Source organism: Odoribacter sp. N54.MGS-14 (assembly GCF_000980295.1).
Lineage (GTDB): Bacteria > Bacteroidota > Bacteroidia > Bacteroidales > Marinifilaceae > Odoribacter > Odoribacter splanchnicus.
In genome coordinates, this window is record NZ_LARL01000027.1 from 21,944 (window position 1) to 37,938 (window position 15,995).

At 43.2% G+C, this 15,995-nt stretch carries 15 protein-coding genes and 1 tRNA gene; 5 read left to right on the forward strand and 11 right to left on the reverse strand.

Annotated features, from left to right (window positions below):
- Nucleotides 1-8 precede the first annotated feature (8 nt).
- The 4 genes from prfA to WS42_RS07415 form a co-directional block, all read right to left on the reverse strand.
- Entirely contained in the window at nucleotides 9-1,115 is a 1,107-nt protein-coding gene (prfA, locus tag WS42_RS07400; RefSeq protein WP_013613289.1) for a peptide chain release factor 1, read from the reverse strand.
- A 79-nt stretch (nucleotides 1,116-1,194) separates the two neighbouring features.
- Complete coding sequence (locus WS42_RS07405) at nucleotides 1,195-2,223, reverse strand: NAD-dependent epimerase/dehydratase family protein (RefSeq protein WP_022161187.1); 1,029 nt, start codon at nucleotides 2,221-2,223, stop codon at nucleotides 1,195-1,197.
- A 40-nt stretch (nucleotides 2,224-2,263) separates the two neighbouring features.
- Nucleotides 2,264-2,674: an OsmC family protein gene (locus WS42_RS07410; protein WP_046404312.1), complete on the reverse strand. Its 411-nt coding sequence runs from the start codon at nucleotides 2,672-2,674 to the stop codon at nucleotides 2,264-2,266.
- An 86-nt stretch (nucleotides 2,675-2,760) separates the two neighbouring features.
- Nucleotides 2,761-3,114 carry a YraN family protein gene (locus WS42_RS07415; protein ID WP_013613286.1) on the reverse strand — a complete coding sequence of 118 codons (354 nt, stop codon included), beginning with the start codon at nucleotides 3,112-3,114 and terminating at the stop codon, nucleotides 2,761-2,763.
- A 150-nt stretch (nucleotides 3,115-3,264) separates the two neighbouring features.
- Between WS42_RS07415 and WS42_RS07420 the strand changes: the two genes are divergently transcribed.
- Nucleotides 3,265-4,086 carry a glycogen/starch synthase gene (locus tag WS42_RS07420; RefSeq protein WP_013613285.1) on the forward strand — a complete coding sequence of 274 codons (822 nt, stop codon included), beginning with the start codon at nucleotides 3,265-3,267 and terminating at the stop codon, nucleotides 4,084-4,086.
- Nucleotides 4,087-4,140: 54 nt separating this feature from the next.
- On the opposite strand, the gene galE is transcribed toward WS42_RS07420, so the two are convergent.
- The gene (galE, locus tag WS42_RS07425; RefSeq protein ID WP_013613284.1) at nucleotides 4,141-5,160 is read right to left on the reverse strand and encodes a UDP-glucose 4-epimerase GalE; all 1,020 of its coding nucleotides are present in this window, start codon (nucleotides 5,158-5,160) and stop codon (nucleotides 4,141-4,143) included.
- Between the two features lie 137 nt (nucleotides 5,161-5,297).
- Between galE and WS42_RS07430 the strand changes: the two genes are divergently transcribed.
- Entirely contained in the window at nucleotides 5,298-6,053 is a 756-nt protein-coding gene (locus WS42_RS07430) for an HU domain-containing protein (RefSeq protein ID WP_046404310.1), read from the forward strand.
- Here the strand turns inward: WS42_RS07430 and pssA are convergent.
- Together pssA and WS42_RS07440 are read right to left on the reverse strand one after the other, a co-directional pair.
- On the reverse strand, nucleotides 6,034-6,774 hold the full coding sequence (gene pssA, locus WS42_RS07435) for a CDP-diacylglycerol--serine O-phosphatidyltransferase (RefSeq protein ID WP_046405824.1): 741 nt from the start codon (nucleotides 6,772-6,774) through the stop codon (nucleotides 6,034-6,036). The two genes, WS42_RS07430 and pssA, sit on opposite strands and share 20 nt — an antisense overlap.
- A 19-nt stretch (nucleotides 6,775-6,793) precedes the next feature.
- Nucleotides 6,794-7,843: a DUF1573 domain-containing protein gene (locus tag WS42_RS07440; RefSeq protein WP_182321373.1), complete on the reverse strand. Its 1,050-nt coding sequence runs from the start codon at nucleotides 7,841-7,843 to the stop codon at nucleotides 6,794-6,796.
- A 191-nt stretch (nucleotides 7,844-8,034) separates the two neighbouring features.
- Between WS42_RS07440 and WS42_RS07445 the strand changes: the two genes are divergently transcribed.
- Nucleotides 8,035-9,186, forward strand: a complete 1,152-nt coding sequence (locus WS42_RS07445) for a M20 metallopeptidase family protein (RefSeq protein ID WP_046450926.1) — start codon at nucleotides 8,035-8,037, stop codon at nucleotides 9,184-9,186.
- A 2-nt stretch (nucleotides 9,187-9,188) separates the two neighbouring features.
- On the forward strand, nucleotides 9,189-10,193 hold the full coding sequence (locus WS42_RS07450) for a glycosyltransferase family 9 protein (RefSeq protein WP_022161193.1): 1,005 nt from the start codon (nucleotides 9,189-9,191) through the stop codon (nucleotides 10,191-10,193).
- Here WS42_RS07450 and WS42_RS07455 read toward each other — a convergent pair.
- Genes WS42_RS07455 through rlmH form a run of 3 tightly spaced genes read right to left on the reverse strand, consistent with a single transcriptional unit; the run spans nucleotide 10,183 to nucleotide 14,796 of the window.
- On the reverse strand, nucleotides 10,183-10,683 hold the full coding sequence (locus WS42_RS07455; RefSeq protein WP_046450927.1) for a hypothetical protein: 501 nt from the start codon (nucleotides 10,681-10,683) through the stop codon (nucleotides 10,183-10,185). The two genes, WS42_RS07450 and WS42_RS07455, sit on opposite strands and share 11 nt — an antisense overlap.
- 19 nt (nucleotides 10,684-10,702) lie before the next feature.
- Nucleotides 10,703-14,296, reverse strand: coding sequence for a sensor histidine kinase (locus WS42_RS07460; protein ID WP_046450928.1), 3,594 nt, complete (start codon nucleotides 14,294-14,296; stop codon nucleotides 10,703-10,705).
- 26 nt (nucleotides 14,297-14,322) lie between these two features.
- Complete coding sequence (gene rlmH, locus WS42_RS07465) at nucleotides 14,323-14,796, reverse strand: 23S rRNA (pseudouridine(1915)-N(3))-methyltransferase RlmH (RefSeq protein ID WP_046450929.1); 474 nt, start codon at nucleotides 14,794-14,796, stop codon at nucleotides 14,323-14,325.
- A gap of 164 nt (nucleotides 14,797-14,960) precedes the next feature.
- Between rlmH and WS42_RS07470 the strand changes: the two genes are divergently transcribed.
- Nucleotides 14,961-15,034: transfer RNA gene (locus WS42_RS07470), tRNA-Ile, on the forward strand.
- Nucleotides 15,035-15,188: 154 nt separating this feature from the next.
- On the opposite strand, the gene WS42_RS07475 is transcribed toward WS42_RS07470, so the two are convergent.
- On the reverse strand, nucleotides 15,189-15,995 hold an 807-nt coding region (locus WS42_RS07475; protein WP_286728429.1), incomplete at its 5' end, for a hypothetical protein.

Below are 15,995 nucleotides of genomic sequence, written 5' to 3' on the forward strand. Positions count from 1 at the left end.
GTACATTTCTACAGTCCGCTTTCTTTCAAACGCTCGGTATTTTCTTCGATCTGCAGTTTTTCGATAATCTCGTCGATTTCGCCGTCCATCACAGCCTGTAAATTATAAAGTGTAAAGTTGATCCGGTGATCGGTTACCCGTCCTTGCGGATAATTATAGGTACGGATTTTAGCAGAACGGTCACCTGTACTGACCATCGTCTTGCGTTTAGCCGAAATGTCGTCGATGTATTTCTGATGTTCTTTATCATAGATAAAAGTACGCAAACGGGAAAGTGCCCTTTCTTTATTCTTCGGTTGATCCCGGGTTTCGGTACATTCGATCAGGATTTCTTCGGCCACACCGGTATTGGGATTTTGCCAGACATACCGCAGCCGGACACCGGATTCCACTTTATTCACATTCTGTCCTCCTGCTCCTCCCGAACGGAAAGTATCCCATTTGATCGCCCCCTCGTTGATTTCCACTTCAAAAGCCTCGGCTTCGGGCAATACCGCCACGGTAGCTGCCGAAGTATGCACCCGTCCCTGTGTCTCCGTAGCAGGAACCCGTTGCACCCGGTGCACTCCCGATTCATATTTCATAATGCCGTACACACCTTTACCGGTAACACTGGCCACGATTTCTTTGTATCCTCCGGCAGTCCCTTCATTGGCATTGGTCACCTCGACTTTCCACCCTTTACGTTCACAGAATTTTGCGTACATCCGGAATAGATCGCCGGCAAACAGACAGGCTTCATCTCCTCCCGTTCCTCCCCGGATCTCGAGTATAACATTCTTACTATCGTCCGGATCTGCGGGTACCAGCAACAACTTCAATTCCTGCTCCATACCCGGCAATTTATCTTCCAGCTCTTCGATCTCCATTTCAGCCATTTCGCGAAGTTCTTTATCCTCTTCGTGCAGCAGAATATCTTTCGATTCCTCGACACTAAGCAGGGCCGCCTTAAACTTATCGGCAGTTCGGGTGATTGTCTCCAACTCCTTATACTCCTTGGTCAACCTCACATAGCGCTCCATGTCCTGAATCACTTCAGGATCGGTGATCAACTGTCCGATCTCCTTAAAACGGATATAATAAGTCTCTAATTTTTCTAATAACGGATGATTCATTTACCCTTTTTTATGATTTGGCACAAAAGTAAGAAATAGTTTAGAAAGTTCATAAAGTTTAGAAAGCCAACCCGATTTTTCATTTATGCTTCGGATCTGCAGATGCTGAGATCCACATCAGCCGCATATGATCTACCGTCTCTACCAGAGGATAGAAATGAAAATCCGGATAAAGGCTGAGTATCCTGGCGTTCGAATATCGTGAACAATGTTGAGACGACCGGGCAGTCTCACGGGTAAAAGCAGGCTTAGATCCGGAAAGGTATCCCCAACAGGCCAGCATCCTCCATACCAGTTCGGTCATCCAGGGTGCAAGATTCCACCAGGGAGGCTGTACTCCATTCACCCGGGCTATAGCTGTAAAAAGTTCCTGATAAGTATAATTTCCTCCATTCAACACAAAACGTTCCCCACTCACCAAAGGATCTTCACACAACCGGATCATCAATTCGCACACATCCCGGACATCCACATATCCGGTCATGCCCCGCGTATAAAAAGGAATTCCTTTAGCAGCGGTAAAAAACAATCGTGCACTACTGCGATGCCACATACCCGCCCCCAGAATCACCGACGGACATACGATAACTGCATTCAATCCATAACCGATATATTTCCGGATCAGTTTTTCAGCAGCCGTTTTACTTTGAGAATAAACCGAATGCTCTCTACCGGCGATAACAGGTGTATCCTCGTCGATCAAATCTTCCGGTTGCCGGGCATCACCAAGGGCTGCGATCGAACTGACATAACAAAGCCTCACCTGATATTCCAGACACAGAGCCGCCACGTTTTCAGTCCCTTGCAGGTTGGTATTCATCAGATGCATCCGATCCGTCCCCGAAAAAGACACCACAGCAGCACAGTGATAAACATAGTCAGCCCGCCGGACATATTCGGCCAGCCCCTCCTTTTGCACCACATCCCCTTCGACCCAATTGATCGTGTTCCAATATTTTTCACCATCAGGATACTGTAAAAATACAGCCCGGGAATCTTCCAGCCGGCTCTGTTTTCTACGCAATGCCGAAACCGAATGGCCTGAAACAGCCAAAAAATACAATAAATGGCTACCCAATAATCCGGTTGCACCTGTCACAAAAACCATACGTTTACTTATTTGAATAATCGAGCCGACGACTCAACAACTATACCGACCAATGAAAACGAACCGACTTTTCCAAATGTTCGTTCAGACTATAATAAACGGGACAAGTCTGTGCCACCCGCTCCAAAACAATCCGGTCTTTGGCAGAATAAGCTTTCGCAGGCATAAAAATATCGATTCCGATTCTTACAATACGCCGGGGCTCTGTCCCCATAGTCTTCGTTATCTCCATCTCTGTACCTTCCAGATCGATGTTATGCTGACCGGCATAAATCCCCATGGTAGTCAATATACAAGAACCTAAAGCAGCAGCACACAAATCGGTGGGTGAAAAAGCTTCCCCTTTACCACAATTATCGACCGGAGCGTCGGTCATCATCTTCGTACCGCTCGCCACATGTTCACACTCCACGCGGAGTTGTCCCAAATATTTTGCTTTCATTGTCGCCATAACACATTCTTTTTATATTATTACTGAAATTAGTCTAATCCAATCCTTATCTTTTTAACGAATCCTTCATTAAATCGTTATTCTTTCTATTCAAACACCTGAATCGCTTCCTTTACATGTTCAATCTTTAAATCAGGCCCGATCACCAAAATCAAATCGAAGCGCACCTCAGCCCGAATCCCTTTCGCTTTAATATAGGCATCCGTCGCTATACGGATATTTCTTCTCTTGCGGTAATCCAACAGTTCCTCGGGATGTTCTTCCGGCAAATCACGGGTTTTCACCTCTACAACCACCAACAGATCCCCTTTCAGGCAAATAACATCCAATTCCCGGTGTTTTAACCTCCAGTTGCGTTCTAAAACAACATACCCCTCCCGCACCAAATATTCAACCGCCTTCTCCTCTCCTTTCCGCCCCAAATCATTATGAGCTGCCATGATTTATTTTACTTTTTCCAAATATAAACAAAAAAACAATACCGTCTTCTCTTTCATTTACAAAAGAGTACAAATTCAAATTTAGCCAAACGCTTTTTGATTTGTGAACAAAAATGACTACCTTTGTAAGGTTTTTGGGAAAAAGTAGTTATGGCGAAGAAAAAGATTCTTTTTATATCTCAAGAGATCATGCCTTATTTACCTGAATCGGAAATGGCCCATATCGGCCGTTACTTACCTCAGGGGATTCAGGAAAAAGGCAAAGAAATCAGGACATTCATGCCGCGTTATGGATGTATTAACGAAAGACGTAACCAGCTTCACGAAGTGATTCGCCTGTCGGGAATGAATTTGATCATCAATGACACAGACCACCCGTTGATTATCAAGGTAGCCTCTATCCAATCTGCCCGGATGCAGGTATATTTTATCGACAATGAAGACTATTTTCAACGGAAACATGTGATTACCGATGAAAAAGGGTCTTTCTTCCCGGACAATGACGAACGGGCGATCTTTTTTACCAGAGGAGTATTCGAAACGGTAAAAAAATTAAGATGGGCTCCGGACCTGATCTATTGCCAGGGCTGGTTCACCGCTTTAGTGCCTCTGTATCTGAAAAAGGAATACAACGAAGATCCGATATTCGCTCATTCTAAAGTAGTATATTCTACCTATAATGACCAGTTCGGTGGCACCTTAGACCAGGATTTTCAAAAGAAAGTATTGAGTGAAAATATTACTTCGGAAGATGTACGTATCCTGAGCGAACCGACCCATACGAACGTCAATAAACTGGCTTTCGATTATTCGGATGGAATTATTTTCAATAGCTCTAATGTCGATCCGGAACTAAAGGCTTATGCGACACAAAGCGGTAAACCGGTGACAGAATATACCACTCCGGAAGAATACATCGAAAATTACGCCACCTTCTTCGATCAGATTCTGGAAAGTCCGGCAAAAAAATAATTTTATCAGTTATAAAAATAGGGAAACGATCGTTTCCCCATTTTTACCTTCTTTTTATTTCTTCATCAACGCTTGTTGCCATTTCCAGGCATTGGCCAGAGTTTCTTCGATAGGAACTTCGGCTTTCCATCCCAATTCCTGATTAGCCAGGGTAGTATCTGCCCATACTTTCTCGATATCTCCGGCCCGTCGTCCTACGATTTTGTAGTTTACTTTTTCGCCGGTAGCTTTTTCAAAAGCTTTGATCAAACCCAATACCGAAAGCCCGTTTCCTGTTCCGATATTGAAATATTCGTAATTGGCTTTATTTTTTCCGTCGAGTAAACGCCGGATAGCCACAACGTGAGCTTTCGCCAAATCGACCACATCGATATAATCCCGGATCGGAGAACCGTCGGGCGTATTGTAATCATCCCCGAAGACACTCAATTGCGGACGGATACCTGCCACCGTCTGGGTCAGGAAAGGAATCAGGTTATTCGGTACACCGTTAGGCAATTCCCCGATCAGAGCAGAAGGATGAGCACCGATCGGATTGAAATAACGCAGTGCCAATAAGTTCATGCCAGACTCTACTTTCGCAAAGTCCCGCATAATATCTTCACACATCGCTTTTGTATTTCCATAAGGAGATTCGGCTTGTTTACGGGGTGTTTGTTCGGTAACCGGCAAAACATCGGCTTGTCCATACACCGTACAGGAAGAGGAGAAGACGAGATTCTTTACTCCGAACTCACGCATTCCGGCAATGACGTTCATTAATGAATTCAGGTTATTCCGGTAATATTCCAAAGGTTTCTGCACCGATTCGCCCACAGCCTTCAAAGCGGCAAAATGGATAACCGCTTTTATATCCTGATGCCGGCGAAAGAAATCGCGCACCTGTTCTCCTTCTGTCAGATCGATCTGTTCAAACTCAGGCCGGATGCCTGTAATCTTTTCAATTCCGTCTAATACGCCGATATTGGAATTACACAAATTATCCACAATAACGACATCATATCCATTCTGTTGCAACTCCACCACGGTATGCGAACCGATATAGCCGGTCCCCCCTGTTACAAAAATCTTCATAAGGCTAAAAATTTATTGTTTTATTCTGTATTTCATGCAAAGTAAGTAATAAAATATTAAAATTGGTCGCTTCAACAGGGTGAAATTAATTTTTTCGGGTTATTGGCGGATATCCGTTTTTTTCTTACTTTTGTACTATGCATAAATTTATTGAATACATATCCGATTTGCTATTTTTACACGATTGCGTAATCATTCCGGACTTCGGGGGATTTATCTGCAACTATAAAAGTGCTTATATCGACGACGAGAGTGGTTTGATTTGCCCACCCTCTAAGGATATTTTATTCAACCGTAACCTGACCCACAATGACGGATTGTTGGTCAGTTGGATTGCCGGCAAAGAAAATATCAGCTATGAGAAGGCTACTTCCCAGCTGATGCTTTTCTGCGAAGACCTGAAAATTCGGCTAAACCAACGACAACGGATCGCTTTCGGAGACATCGGTGTATTTTTTACAGACCGCCGTTTTAATATCATTTTCGAACCCGGAAAACATAATTTTTTTGCAGAAACCTTAGGAATGGAGCCACTTCCAGTGGTGAAGGTCGGTTTATCCGATAAAATAAAACCCGCCGTATCGGGTACCAGCAGGTCAACCCAAAACCCGGATATTCCCAAATATATCAATTTAGAATCTTCCGGTAATATTCTGCACCGTCTTTTGAAATATGCTCTAGGAGCGACAGCTATCGCAGGTATCGTCATCATTACCCAACTGGATTTCTTCCACACGGCTTCCGATCCGAACCGGGATGTGAATAGTTCCGGCGTACAACCGGTCATTCCTGCTATTCAGTCATCTGCATCCGGAAAAATCACTTGTAACAAAGTAATTTCCCCTTCGCAAGACTACGTTGACTACGATCCGGTCAACGATTTGAAGTGGTAATTTTTATCAAAGCCTCTACGACAGAAAAAAGGATATATAGGGGGATGATAAAAATGAGAATCCCCTTTCCCCAAATACCTGCCGATATAATCAAACATATAAAATAGCAATAACGAATCTTATTCTCCCGCCAGCCGAATCCCGAAATCTTCAACGAAAACATCGGTAATTCACTGATCAAAAGAATAGACAGGATAAAGGCACTGCTTGCCAATACCCCCGGCTTTCCGAACAAGGTCATATAGAGTTCCGGAGTATAATAACTTCCGAAAACCAGGCATACCCAAAACAATGCATTAGCAGGCGTAGGCATACCGATAAACGAAGTGGCCTGACGTACATCGAGATTAAATTTAGCCAAGCGGTAAGCCGAGAAAGGAGCGATCACGACCGGCATGACAGCTGTAATCTGCTGTCCCAGCGTCCAGGTGGCAAAATGCAGGAAATCACCTCCCGGTAATTCTCTAACGATCAGAAAATACGCCAGAATAGCAGGAGCAACCCCGAAACTGACCATATCGGCCAGCGAATCGAGTTCTTTCCCTATCTCCGACTTGACATGCAACAGACGGGCGGTCATCCCGTCGAAAAAATCGAAAACCATCCCCACCAGGATCAGGATAGCAGCAGCGGTCAACAGTCCGTACATAGCCAGAAAGATAGCCAGCGTACCGGAAATAACATTCATACAAGTGATCAGGTTGGGGATTTGTTTTCTCATAACTAATATATTAATAATTTCAATCGATATTTCCGTAAAAACGTAAAGTCAACTCAGGATTGGCAGGTGCATTACTAATCACACTGATTAAACAAGTCACCTTCCCGGCATCGGCTCCTGATTTCGTATTCACCTTCAAAGCAGCCGCTTCTCCCGGTTTCAGTTCCTTCCGGGTCATTTCGACAGTTACCCGCTCATCGTTGGAATATATACGATGAATCGTCAAAGGAGTTTGGCCGGTATTTTTTATCTGATAAGTACAGGAAACCACTTGAGCAGCAGGAGTATGCCCGAAGTTATGATATCGTTTGTCCGCTTCAATCCGAGGGGCTGTCGCCGGATCGATATTTTTAAAGTCTTCTTCGATGAAGACCGAAACCGGCAAGGTGTATTTTTTCCCCTCGACCACCATCGTCACCTGCTCTTTATTCAATCCATATTCACCGTTCATCGCCGTATTATAGGCCGCCTTGATCGTCGCTTTCCCTTTATCGGGAATAGGCTGAGGCTCGATAGCCATTTTAATATAAGCCGGTAAGTCCGTAAAAGAAACGGCAACTGATTTACCGGCATTGTTGAAAACTCCCACAGACATACTTTTTACCTCTCCTTTGTGCACTTTCATCAAAGAGATATGCTCCAAAGGCAAACGTAAACCGGAAGCCAGCTCATAAGGATAATCATCGAGCACTGTCCGGGCTTTCCCCTCGACTGTACCTTTAATCTTCAGTTCCACTACGGTCGGTTTAGCATTCGAATATACCGTTATTGTCTTATCGAAAAATCCCGGCCGGTCTTTCGGATCGAAAGTAGCCTTCACAAACCCTTTCTGTCCGGGTAAAACCGGTTGTTTACTCCACTGCGGAGAAGTACAGCCACACGAAGATTCTACATTTTTGATCAATATCGGAGCAGTCCCGGCATTCACAAACTCAAAATCATAAGAAACAGCTCCATTCACTTCCTTAATCGTCCCGAAATCATGTGCCCGGTTACTGAAGTTGATCACTGCTTGCGAAAAAGTTGCCAAAGAGGCAAACAGAAAAACAATCGATAAAAGCACTTTCATATCACAAAAATTAGCATAAAACAACATACACTCACTCAAAAATATACATACATCAAATTCTCTTTTCTTTTATGAATTCGGAGTACGAAAATAATTCTTTTTACCGAGGATTTCGATGATTCAAGAATAAATTTTAACTTCGTTAGCTCAAAACCACCTGAAAATATAGTTTGAATTGTAAATAAAGCTTTATGATAAATATACCCCCTGAGCTGCTCACGAATGCCCGAATGCATTATACCTATTTGCACGAACATCCGGAACTAAGCTTTGCAGAAGAACAAACTGCAGCCTATATCCGCCGTATTCTCGATCGGCTGCAAATTCAATATACCGATGCAGGCCCGACAGGGATCATCGGTTTTCTGCCCGGTAGAGACACTTCCCGGACAATTGCCTTACGGGCAGACTTCGACGCCCTGCCGATCTCCGAAAAGGAAGATCATCCTCTTATTTCCCGTAAGCCGGGCATTATGCATGCCTGTGGGCACGATCTGCACACGGCCGTCTTATTGGGAACGGCAGAAATACTGGCCACCCGGTCACTGCCCTTTAACCTGATGTTCATCTTCCAACACGGAGAAGAGGTTTTGCCCGGCGGAGCCCGGGATATCATCGGAAATGTTTTTTTTCAAACCCACCTTCCGGAGTGGATCATCGCTTTACATGCAGAACCGGACCTTCCGGTCGGCCAACTCGGTATCTGTCCGGGTCAATATATGGCCTCGGGAGATGAGATATCCATCACCTTGCAAGGTCCGGGCGGACACGCGGCCTTACCCGACCACTCGACAGACCTGATCCTGATCGCTTCCCATATCGTCGTGGCTCTCCAGCAGATTACCAGCCGGAATGCCTCCCCCTTCCTTCCTACCGTCCTGACTTTCGGTAATTTCAGATGCCACAGCATGATGAACATCATCCCCAAAGAAGTCCGGCTAGAAGGGACTTTCCGCACTTTCGACGAAACCTGGCGCCAGGAGGCTAAAACCCGTATCCGCCGGATAACCACAGCTATTGCCGAAAGTATGGGAGCCCAACCGGCGATAGAAATAACCGATGGCTATCCCTGCCTCTATAACCAACCGGAAAAAGCAGAGCAAGCGATCGGCATATTAAAAACAGAATTCGGAGAAAAGCAGGTAATCCGGTTGGGCCGGCGCATGACCACAGAAGATTTCGCCCGTTACAGTCAGCTCCTCCCTGCAACATTCATCCGCTTGGGCGTAAGTTCGACTACCCACCCGGCGGGGAAACTGCATACACCCGAATTCTTCCCGGACTTAACTGCACTGGAAACCGGCATCCGTACTTTATGTTCGCTCATTCTTAATAACGATTAACTATGCCCAAATTTCTGATCATCCGTTTTAGCTCGATAGGCGATATCATTCAATGTATGGGAATCATCGACGGTATCCGAGAACACTTTCCCGATGCAGAAATCCATTGGATCGCCCGAAAAGATATGTCTTCTTTCCTGGCCATGGACAAGCGCATCGGTAAGATATGGGCTTTCGATAAAGCACTCGGCCTTAAAGGCCTGTTAAAAATCGCCCGGCAACTCCGGGAGGAGCATTACGATTATATTTATGACGCCCATAGTAATATCCGGTCTAATATCTTAAGACTAAAATTATTACCCTGGTGGAGCAAAGGTCCGCATTTCACCCTGCGTAGCAAAGAACGCTGGAAAAGGTTTTTACTTTTCAATTGGGGTATCAACCGGTTTCCCTGGCCTTTCCGGGGTGTCGTTTCTTACCGGAAACCACTTTTAAAATGGGGGATCGACCGTTTCCCGGATACTTATGACGACTGGTATTTCCCGGAAAATTTCCCGGAAAAGCTGAATTCCCGTATACAGGCCCATACGATTACCCTTGTCCCTTCTGCCAACTGGATAAAGAAAAGATGGCCGGTCGAACATTGGAAAAAGCTGATCACCTTACTATCGGAATATCACTTTCTGATCCTGGCGGGTCCGGGCGATACCTTCTGCGAAGAAATCAGGACCGAAGCTCCTGAACGGGTAGAAAACCTGGCAGGTAAAACAACTTTATTGGAATCCTGCTACCTCATTCACCGTTCCCATATCGTCGTCAGCGCCGACACCGGTTTCATGCATGCCGCCGATCTCTTCCGAATCCCGACGCTGGCCCTTATCGGCCCGACCGCTTTCGGTTTTCCCACCGGTCCGACCGCCGAGATATTCGAGACCGCCTTGTCGTGCCGGCCATGTACGAAAGATGGAAGCGGGAAATGTAAAAAAGGTGTTTATCAACAATGTATGGTAGATATCCGCCCGGAAACCATCGCAACCCGTATCCGGCAACTCCTGCCTATAAAGTGACAGGAGAGGCCGTCCGCATTTTTATCCGCATCCGGGTTTTGCGTTTTTTCAGGGTTTCCAAAGTCAGCCCCATAATCCGAGCCATGGTTTTATTATCCAATTGCATTTCACACATCAGTAATAACAACACATCCTGAGTAGAAAATCCGGCGTATTTATCCAATAAATCCCGGACATATTCTTTTTTATTGTGACTAAAAATCTCGATCAGTTCCCTAAAATACAATTCTTTCTGCTTCTTGACCAGATTCATATACTTGTCATAAAACTCGGGAATTTTCAAATTTATTTTATACTCCAGCATCAGATAACCGACATCCATCGCCGTATTGATATTAGCCAACTGTACCATATCCCGGAGCGGAATCACTACCCTGCCTTTATCCTGAACTTCCTTTTGCCGTTTCCGTTTTTTCTTCATCCAATACCACACTCCGGCTATACTCCCTTCCCCCACGACAAATCCAATCAAAATCCACACCCAAATCATAGACGATACCAATTTGAAATTATGCTCTTACAATATCCAATATAATGAAAAATTCCGTACCGATCCCTACTTCGCTCACAAAACCGATCTCTCCGCCCATACTTTCGATAATCCGTTTACAGATAGCCAACCCCAATCCCATGCCACTGGATTTGGTGGTAAAATTCGGCTGAAAGATTTTCTCCCGAAGATTTTCCGGTATGCCTTGCCCATTATCGCGGATACGGATTTCCACTTTCCCCTCTTTTTTACGGACTGTGATCCTGATAACTCCCTGCCGGTCTTCGGGGATACTCTGTTCTGCGTTTTTCAACAGGTTGATCAACACCCGCCTCATCTGTTCCCTGTCGGCCAATATCCGGATCCCTTCCTCCACATCACATTCCAATTCTTCTGTATTATTTTTGAAAAGCAACGAGCAGTTGCGCACCAACTCATCTACTTCGAAAGTCTCATTATGTGCCTCGGACATCTTGGCAAAATCAGAGAAAGCAGAAGCAATGGCAGCCATATTATCGATTTGCTCGATCAACATGCCGGAAACGGCTCTGAAACGTTCCTTAAACTTCTCCGTATCTTCCATCTGCAAAGAACGCAGCATAAACTGGATATTCAACTTCATCGGAGTCAGCGGATTTTTAATTTCATGAGCAATCTGCCGCGCCATTTCACGCCAAGCACTCTCTCTTTCCGATTTTGCCAGCTGCACAATACTTTCATCCAGCTTATCCACCATATTGTTATATTCTTCCACCAAGCGGCCGACTTCATCGGCATGGTTATAAACAATTTTCTCATTTTTCCCTCCGACATGCATTTTCTTCAATTTATCGTTCAGCATCTGTAAAGGCCGGGTAACACGTTCCGCCACCAAACCGGATAAAATAAAGGCCAAGACCATCATCACAATAGCAATATTCACCATGATGACTACCATAATAATAATATCCAGATTCAGTTCATCATTTTGAGCGAAATAAGGAATATTCAGTATATAGGATTTTCCATTGTCCAATACCAGCGGCATATAAGCCGACATATAAGTCAGTTCGCCCACTTTCCCGTTTGCGATATAACTGGTCACCCCGAGCTTTTCGATCTGTTTCAAGGCTTCGGGATCAACCAAAGTACCCTCGAATCCATATTCAAAAATTTCCGGGCGCGAAGTAGCTATCAATTTCCCTTGTCTGGAGTAAATATTGATATCGATCAGCAATAACTCGGACATATCGGATAGCCGGACCGTAACTTCGGGACATTTACGGGCATCCACACAAGGCAGGCGTTCCAATTCTTTATTAACATATTTCAGCAATTCGATCGCCTTAGCATTATGCCGCCCTTTAAAACTCACAGTATTCATATAAATACTCAAGGCTGTCAGGATAACAAAAAGGATAAAAATCAAAGATATAATACTGTTTTTTATCCGGGCCCTCAATGTACCTCGCCTGAAATTGATATTCCGGTTGACATTAAAAAACAAACCATAGGAAGAAATCAATATACAAACGAAGAAAGCATACAACACATTCATGTAATAAAGAGCGAAAGTATTCTCATGCAAACTGATGACCAAAGTACTATTGTTGTCCACAGGAATCAGCATATGCGAATATTTGTCTTTATTGAACAGGTCGAAATTACGGGCATCTTTACCGAATGCCGATAATTTTTTATAATACACAAAATTTCCCGAAGAAGACACCAACTCCCCGTAGCTATATTTAGCATAAGAGTAAAAATAACCGTCCTCTTTCCCATCGGCAGATTTACGGGACAGGATTTGCGGATACCCTACGCCTTCGTCATCCTTAACTGCATCGAAACGGAGATAAAGATTGACTTCCCCGAAACGATATCGCCCGATATAAGTGACATATCCATCGAAAACACCGATGGAATAGAAACCGGAGTCGTCGATCCGGTGCCCGTTTTTATGTATAATCCATTCGAAATACTCCCGGCATCCCCATTGTTCGCGGGTATCGGTCAGCCAAAGACTGTCACCGGCACGGCAAAAAGTGATTTCGCAAGAATAATTATATCCTCTCAAATCCAATAGCTCTCCACTCAACAAAGCTTCTGCCTCCTGTTCCTCACCAACCTCGATCCATCCTTTCAGTTCCTCCGAACCGCGTATGGCCCGATCGATCTCCACCAACCGCTTTTCGAAATTATAATCCCTTTCTTCTATCAGCTCGGTGGCATAGTTCATGCGCTGGCGTTGTTCTTTATAGCTTTCATATTTTTTAGTCACCATCACCACATAGATAGACAATAAAAATATGACAAGGATATAAATACTTCTTTGTATATCCCGCTTCAATAAATACCTGTTAATAGCCAGTAAAACCGTAACGATCCAGATAAAAAAACAATCCCAGAAGTTCGTATATAAACTGAACATATAACTGACCAGACTCAACAGGACACACATATAAGTGACGACTTTAATCACCGTTATGAACGACATCATGTGCCAGAAAACAGAAACAGCGCCATAGATAGTGATCACAATCACCAATCCTCCCATAATAATCGCGACAAACGAAAGAATAGAAGAGAGCCCCACATGTACCAACTGCGCGATATTCAAATGAATATCCATATTTTCCACCACCAGATCGATAGAAAAATTGAAGAAATCGACATATAGAAAAATCAGAAAAATAATCCCACCTGTGAAAAGGTAACGATAATGCAACAGTTTCTCATCCTGGTAATTAATCCGGATATTCGACAAAGTGATATAACAAACCTGAAAAATACAGAAGGTGATCAATAATAAATCACCGATAGAAGTAATGAATATTTTTTTAGAAAATGTCTCATCGAAAATCGGCAGGCGATAAATGATAGAAGGCAGACGAAAGACTTGCATAAAATAGCGCAAGCCAGCCAGAAGTAATATAAATCCGGCAAAATAAAGGAGTTGTCTTTTCCAGCAATCCGTATGTTTCAATACCAGGTCGTACACATAAAACAAACTCAGGAAAAACAGCAGATAGAAAGAAAGCAACAGATAATTGGAAGCCCGTTCTTTGTAATGATCGCCATAAACGATAAAAAACAAGCCCATACCATCCTTATCGGTGATCAAATGTCCCTGTTCGACGGTGACTGTAGAGATTTCCACCTGCCCGATATTCTCTTCACTAATATTCAGAAACTTTCCGAAATTATTTTTAATGTATTTACCGGTATAGGGATAGTCGTCTTTGATCCGCAATAAGGCATAATAATCGATATCTTTATATCTTTTCCTCCGGATTTCGTAATAGGTATTTCCAATCTTCGTAAAATTTCTCCCACTGGTCAGCAATTCGGATAAATGCCGATCTCCGATAATTTCGTTCGTCCAAAAGAAAACCCTGCCCTCCCGAATCCCGACAAAGATAAGATCCTCCTCCCATTCCTCGGAGTCGATATCTACGCTGTCTCTAAAAGTCGCCAATAAATGATCCGCTTTGCGTTCCTGTTCATGCAAACGGCTTTCGAAGCGTTCCACCCAGGTATTCTCATCCTGCCGATAGAAAAGATATTCCGTCAGCGCTGTCGCCATCAGCAACAACACAGCACCAAACAAAACGATAAACGCCTTCCGCTTCATATGCTCATTTATTCTACTTCCCGGTTTTATTCATGATGATAAGGCTCTCCCTTCATAATGGTCATCGCCCGATAAATCTGCTCGGCAAAAATCATCCGGACCATCTGATGCGAGAAAGTCATTTTCGATAAAGACAGCAGCTCATCAGCCTTTCGATAGACCGCTTCCGAAAAACCATAAGGCCCTCCGATCACAAAAACCAACCGCTTTATCCCATTCAGCATCTTTTGTGCCAGAAAAACAGAAAATTCGCCGGAACCGTACTGTTTTCCCCGTTCATCCAGCAAAATCACATAATCGGTCGGCAAGAATTGTTCCAATAGCAACAAACCTTCTTTCTCCTTTTGCAATGCCTCACTCATATGTTTGGTATTCTTGACATCCGGCAAGACTTTCATCTCATACCCCACATATTTCCTCAACCGTTTTTCGTATTCTTCAATTCCCGCCCGAATATAATCCGCATCTGTTTTCCCAATAACCAGCAAACAAATTTTCATAGTTCTCTAAATCTACCCGATAAAACATTCCAACCCACCGACCAAGCCATTTCCATCCAACGAAAATAACATTTTTTTCCTACATCTTTTGTATAAAACAGAAATTTATCCCTATATTTGCACCCGTCAAAAGATTCGCGGTTTTTTGGTGCATGAAAAATGCAGGTCCCATAGCTCAGTTGGTTAGAGCACCTGACTCATAATCAGGGAGTCCTTGGTTCAAGCCCAAGTGGGACCACAAAAATAAAATCCAATCATCTAAAAATCAGATGAGTGGATTTTTAATTATACATATTTGTGAAACATGAAACGAAAATAAGCGGCTCTAACCAGCCGCTTATACACACAATAAAGACAGATGATCAGTTTCCGGAGGGTTGTTTGGTCAAGAATCAATTTTCATAGAAAATTTCATATTCATATTTTTCCCCATCTTCATCTATAATGGCTTTGGTAATGTAATTATCTTTTACTTCATATTTAAAAGAAACTGAATATTCGTATTTTCCATCTTCATCATCTATCCCACTTACTTTTACTTTCTCTGGCAGATAAACAGAACGTTTTCCGGTAATATCATAAAGGAAAAGGTCTTCAATATTTTCAAAGTAATCCGCAAGAATTATTCCAAACAAGTCTAAATTCAAATTGTTAAGTTGTTGATCATATGTAAAATCAAGCAACGCATATACATTATCAAATTCCTCATCTATCCATTTATATTGAGTCAATTTGCCTCCAACGTAAATAAAATTTTCCGTGGTCGGATATTCACTTTCAATAATACCTTTTATTTGACTTAAATAATCTCCCCCATATTCGAAGGCAAATTCATCGAATTCTTCATAAATGGGATAGGTCTTTTTGTAATGCTTGGCTTTCCCGTTTTCTAACGTATATGTTTCGGTCTGTTTATTACCTCCAATTTCTTTAATTATCAATTGGTTAGAAGAATAGGTACATGTTGACATATAAGGTTCTGTTTCTCCGTCTTCGGTCACCTTTAAAGATACAATTCGTCCTTTGTCATCATAAGAAAATTCATAGATATTTTTTCCTATACCCTTAAGTGCATCCTCATCTTCAAAAGATTCAATTATTTTACTGATTTTTTTCGGCAGGATTTCAACATCACTACTTTTTTCCTCAAAAGTCATTTCCCCAAGTTCATATTCTTTACTATTTTCTTTCAAAAGCAC

What these genes read in the sequence shown, in the direction of transcription:
- prfA (WP_013613289.1), bottom strand. Translation starts at nt 1,115, where the DNA reads ATGAATCATCCGTTATTAGAAAAATTAGAGACTTATTATATCCGTTTT.
- WS42_RS07405 (WP_022161187.1), bottom strand. Translation starts at nt 2,223, where the DNA reads ATGGTTTTTGTGACAGGTGCAACCGGATTATTGGGTAGCCATTTATTG.
- WS42_RS07410 (WP_046404312.1), bottom strand. Translation starts at nt 2,674, where the DNA reads ATGGCGACAATGAAAGCAAAATATTTGGGACAACTCCGCGTGGAGTGT.
- WS42_RS07415 (WP_013613286.1), bottom strand. Translation starts at nt 3,114, where the DNA reads ATGGCAGCTCATAATGATTTGGGGCGGAAAGGAGAGGAGAAGGCGGTT.
- WS42_RS07420 (WP_013613285.1), top strand. Translation starts at nt 3,265, where the DNA reads ATGGCGAAGAAAAAGATTCTTTTTATATCTCAAGAGATCATGCCTTAT.
- galE (WP_013613284.1), bottom strand. Translation starts at nt 5,160, where the DNA reads ATGAAGATTTTTGTAACAGGGGGGACCGGCTATATCGGTTCGCATACC.
- WS42_RS07430 (WP_046404310.1), top strand. Translation starts at nt 5,298, where the DNA reads ATGCATAAATTTATTGAATACATATCCGATTTGCTATTTTTACACGAT.
- pssA (WP_046405824.1), bottom strand. Translation starts at nt 6,774, where the DNA reads ATGAGAAAACAAATCCCCAACCTGATCACTTGTATGAATGTTATTTCC.
- WS42_RS07440 (WP_182321373.1), bottom strand. Translation starts at nt 7,843, where the DNA reads ATGAAAGTGCTTTTATCGATTGTTTTTCTGTTTGCCTCTTTGGCAACT.
- WS42_RS07445 (WP_046450926.1), top strand. Translation starts at nt 8,035, where the DNA reads ATGATAAATATACCCCCTGAGCTGCTCACGAATGCCCGAATGCATTAT.
- WS42_RS07450 (WP_022161193.1), top strand. Translation starts at nt 9,189, where the DNA reads ATGCCCAAATTTCTGATCATCCGTTTTAGCTCGATAGGCGATATCATT.
- WS42_RS07455 (WP_046450927.1), bottom strand. Translation starts at nt 10,683, where the DNA reads ATGATTTGGGTGTGGATTTTGATTGGATTTGTCGTGGGGGAAGGGAGT.
- WS42_RS07460 (WP_046450928.1), bottom strand. Translation starts at nt 14,296, where the DNA reads ATGAAGCGGAAGGCGTTTATCGTTTTGTTTGGTGCTGTGTTGTTGCTG.
- rlmH (WP_046450929.1), bottom strand. Translation starts at nt 14,796, where the DNA reads ATGAAAATTTGTTTGCTGGTTATTGGGAAAACAGATGCGGATTATATT.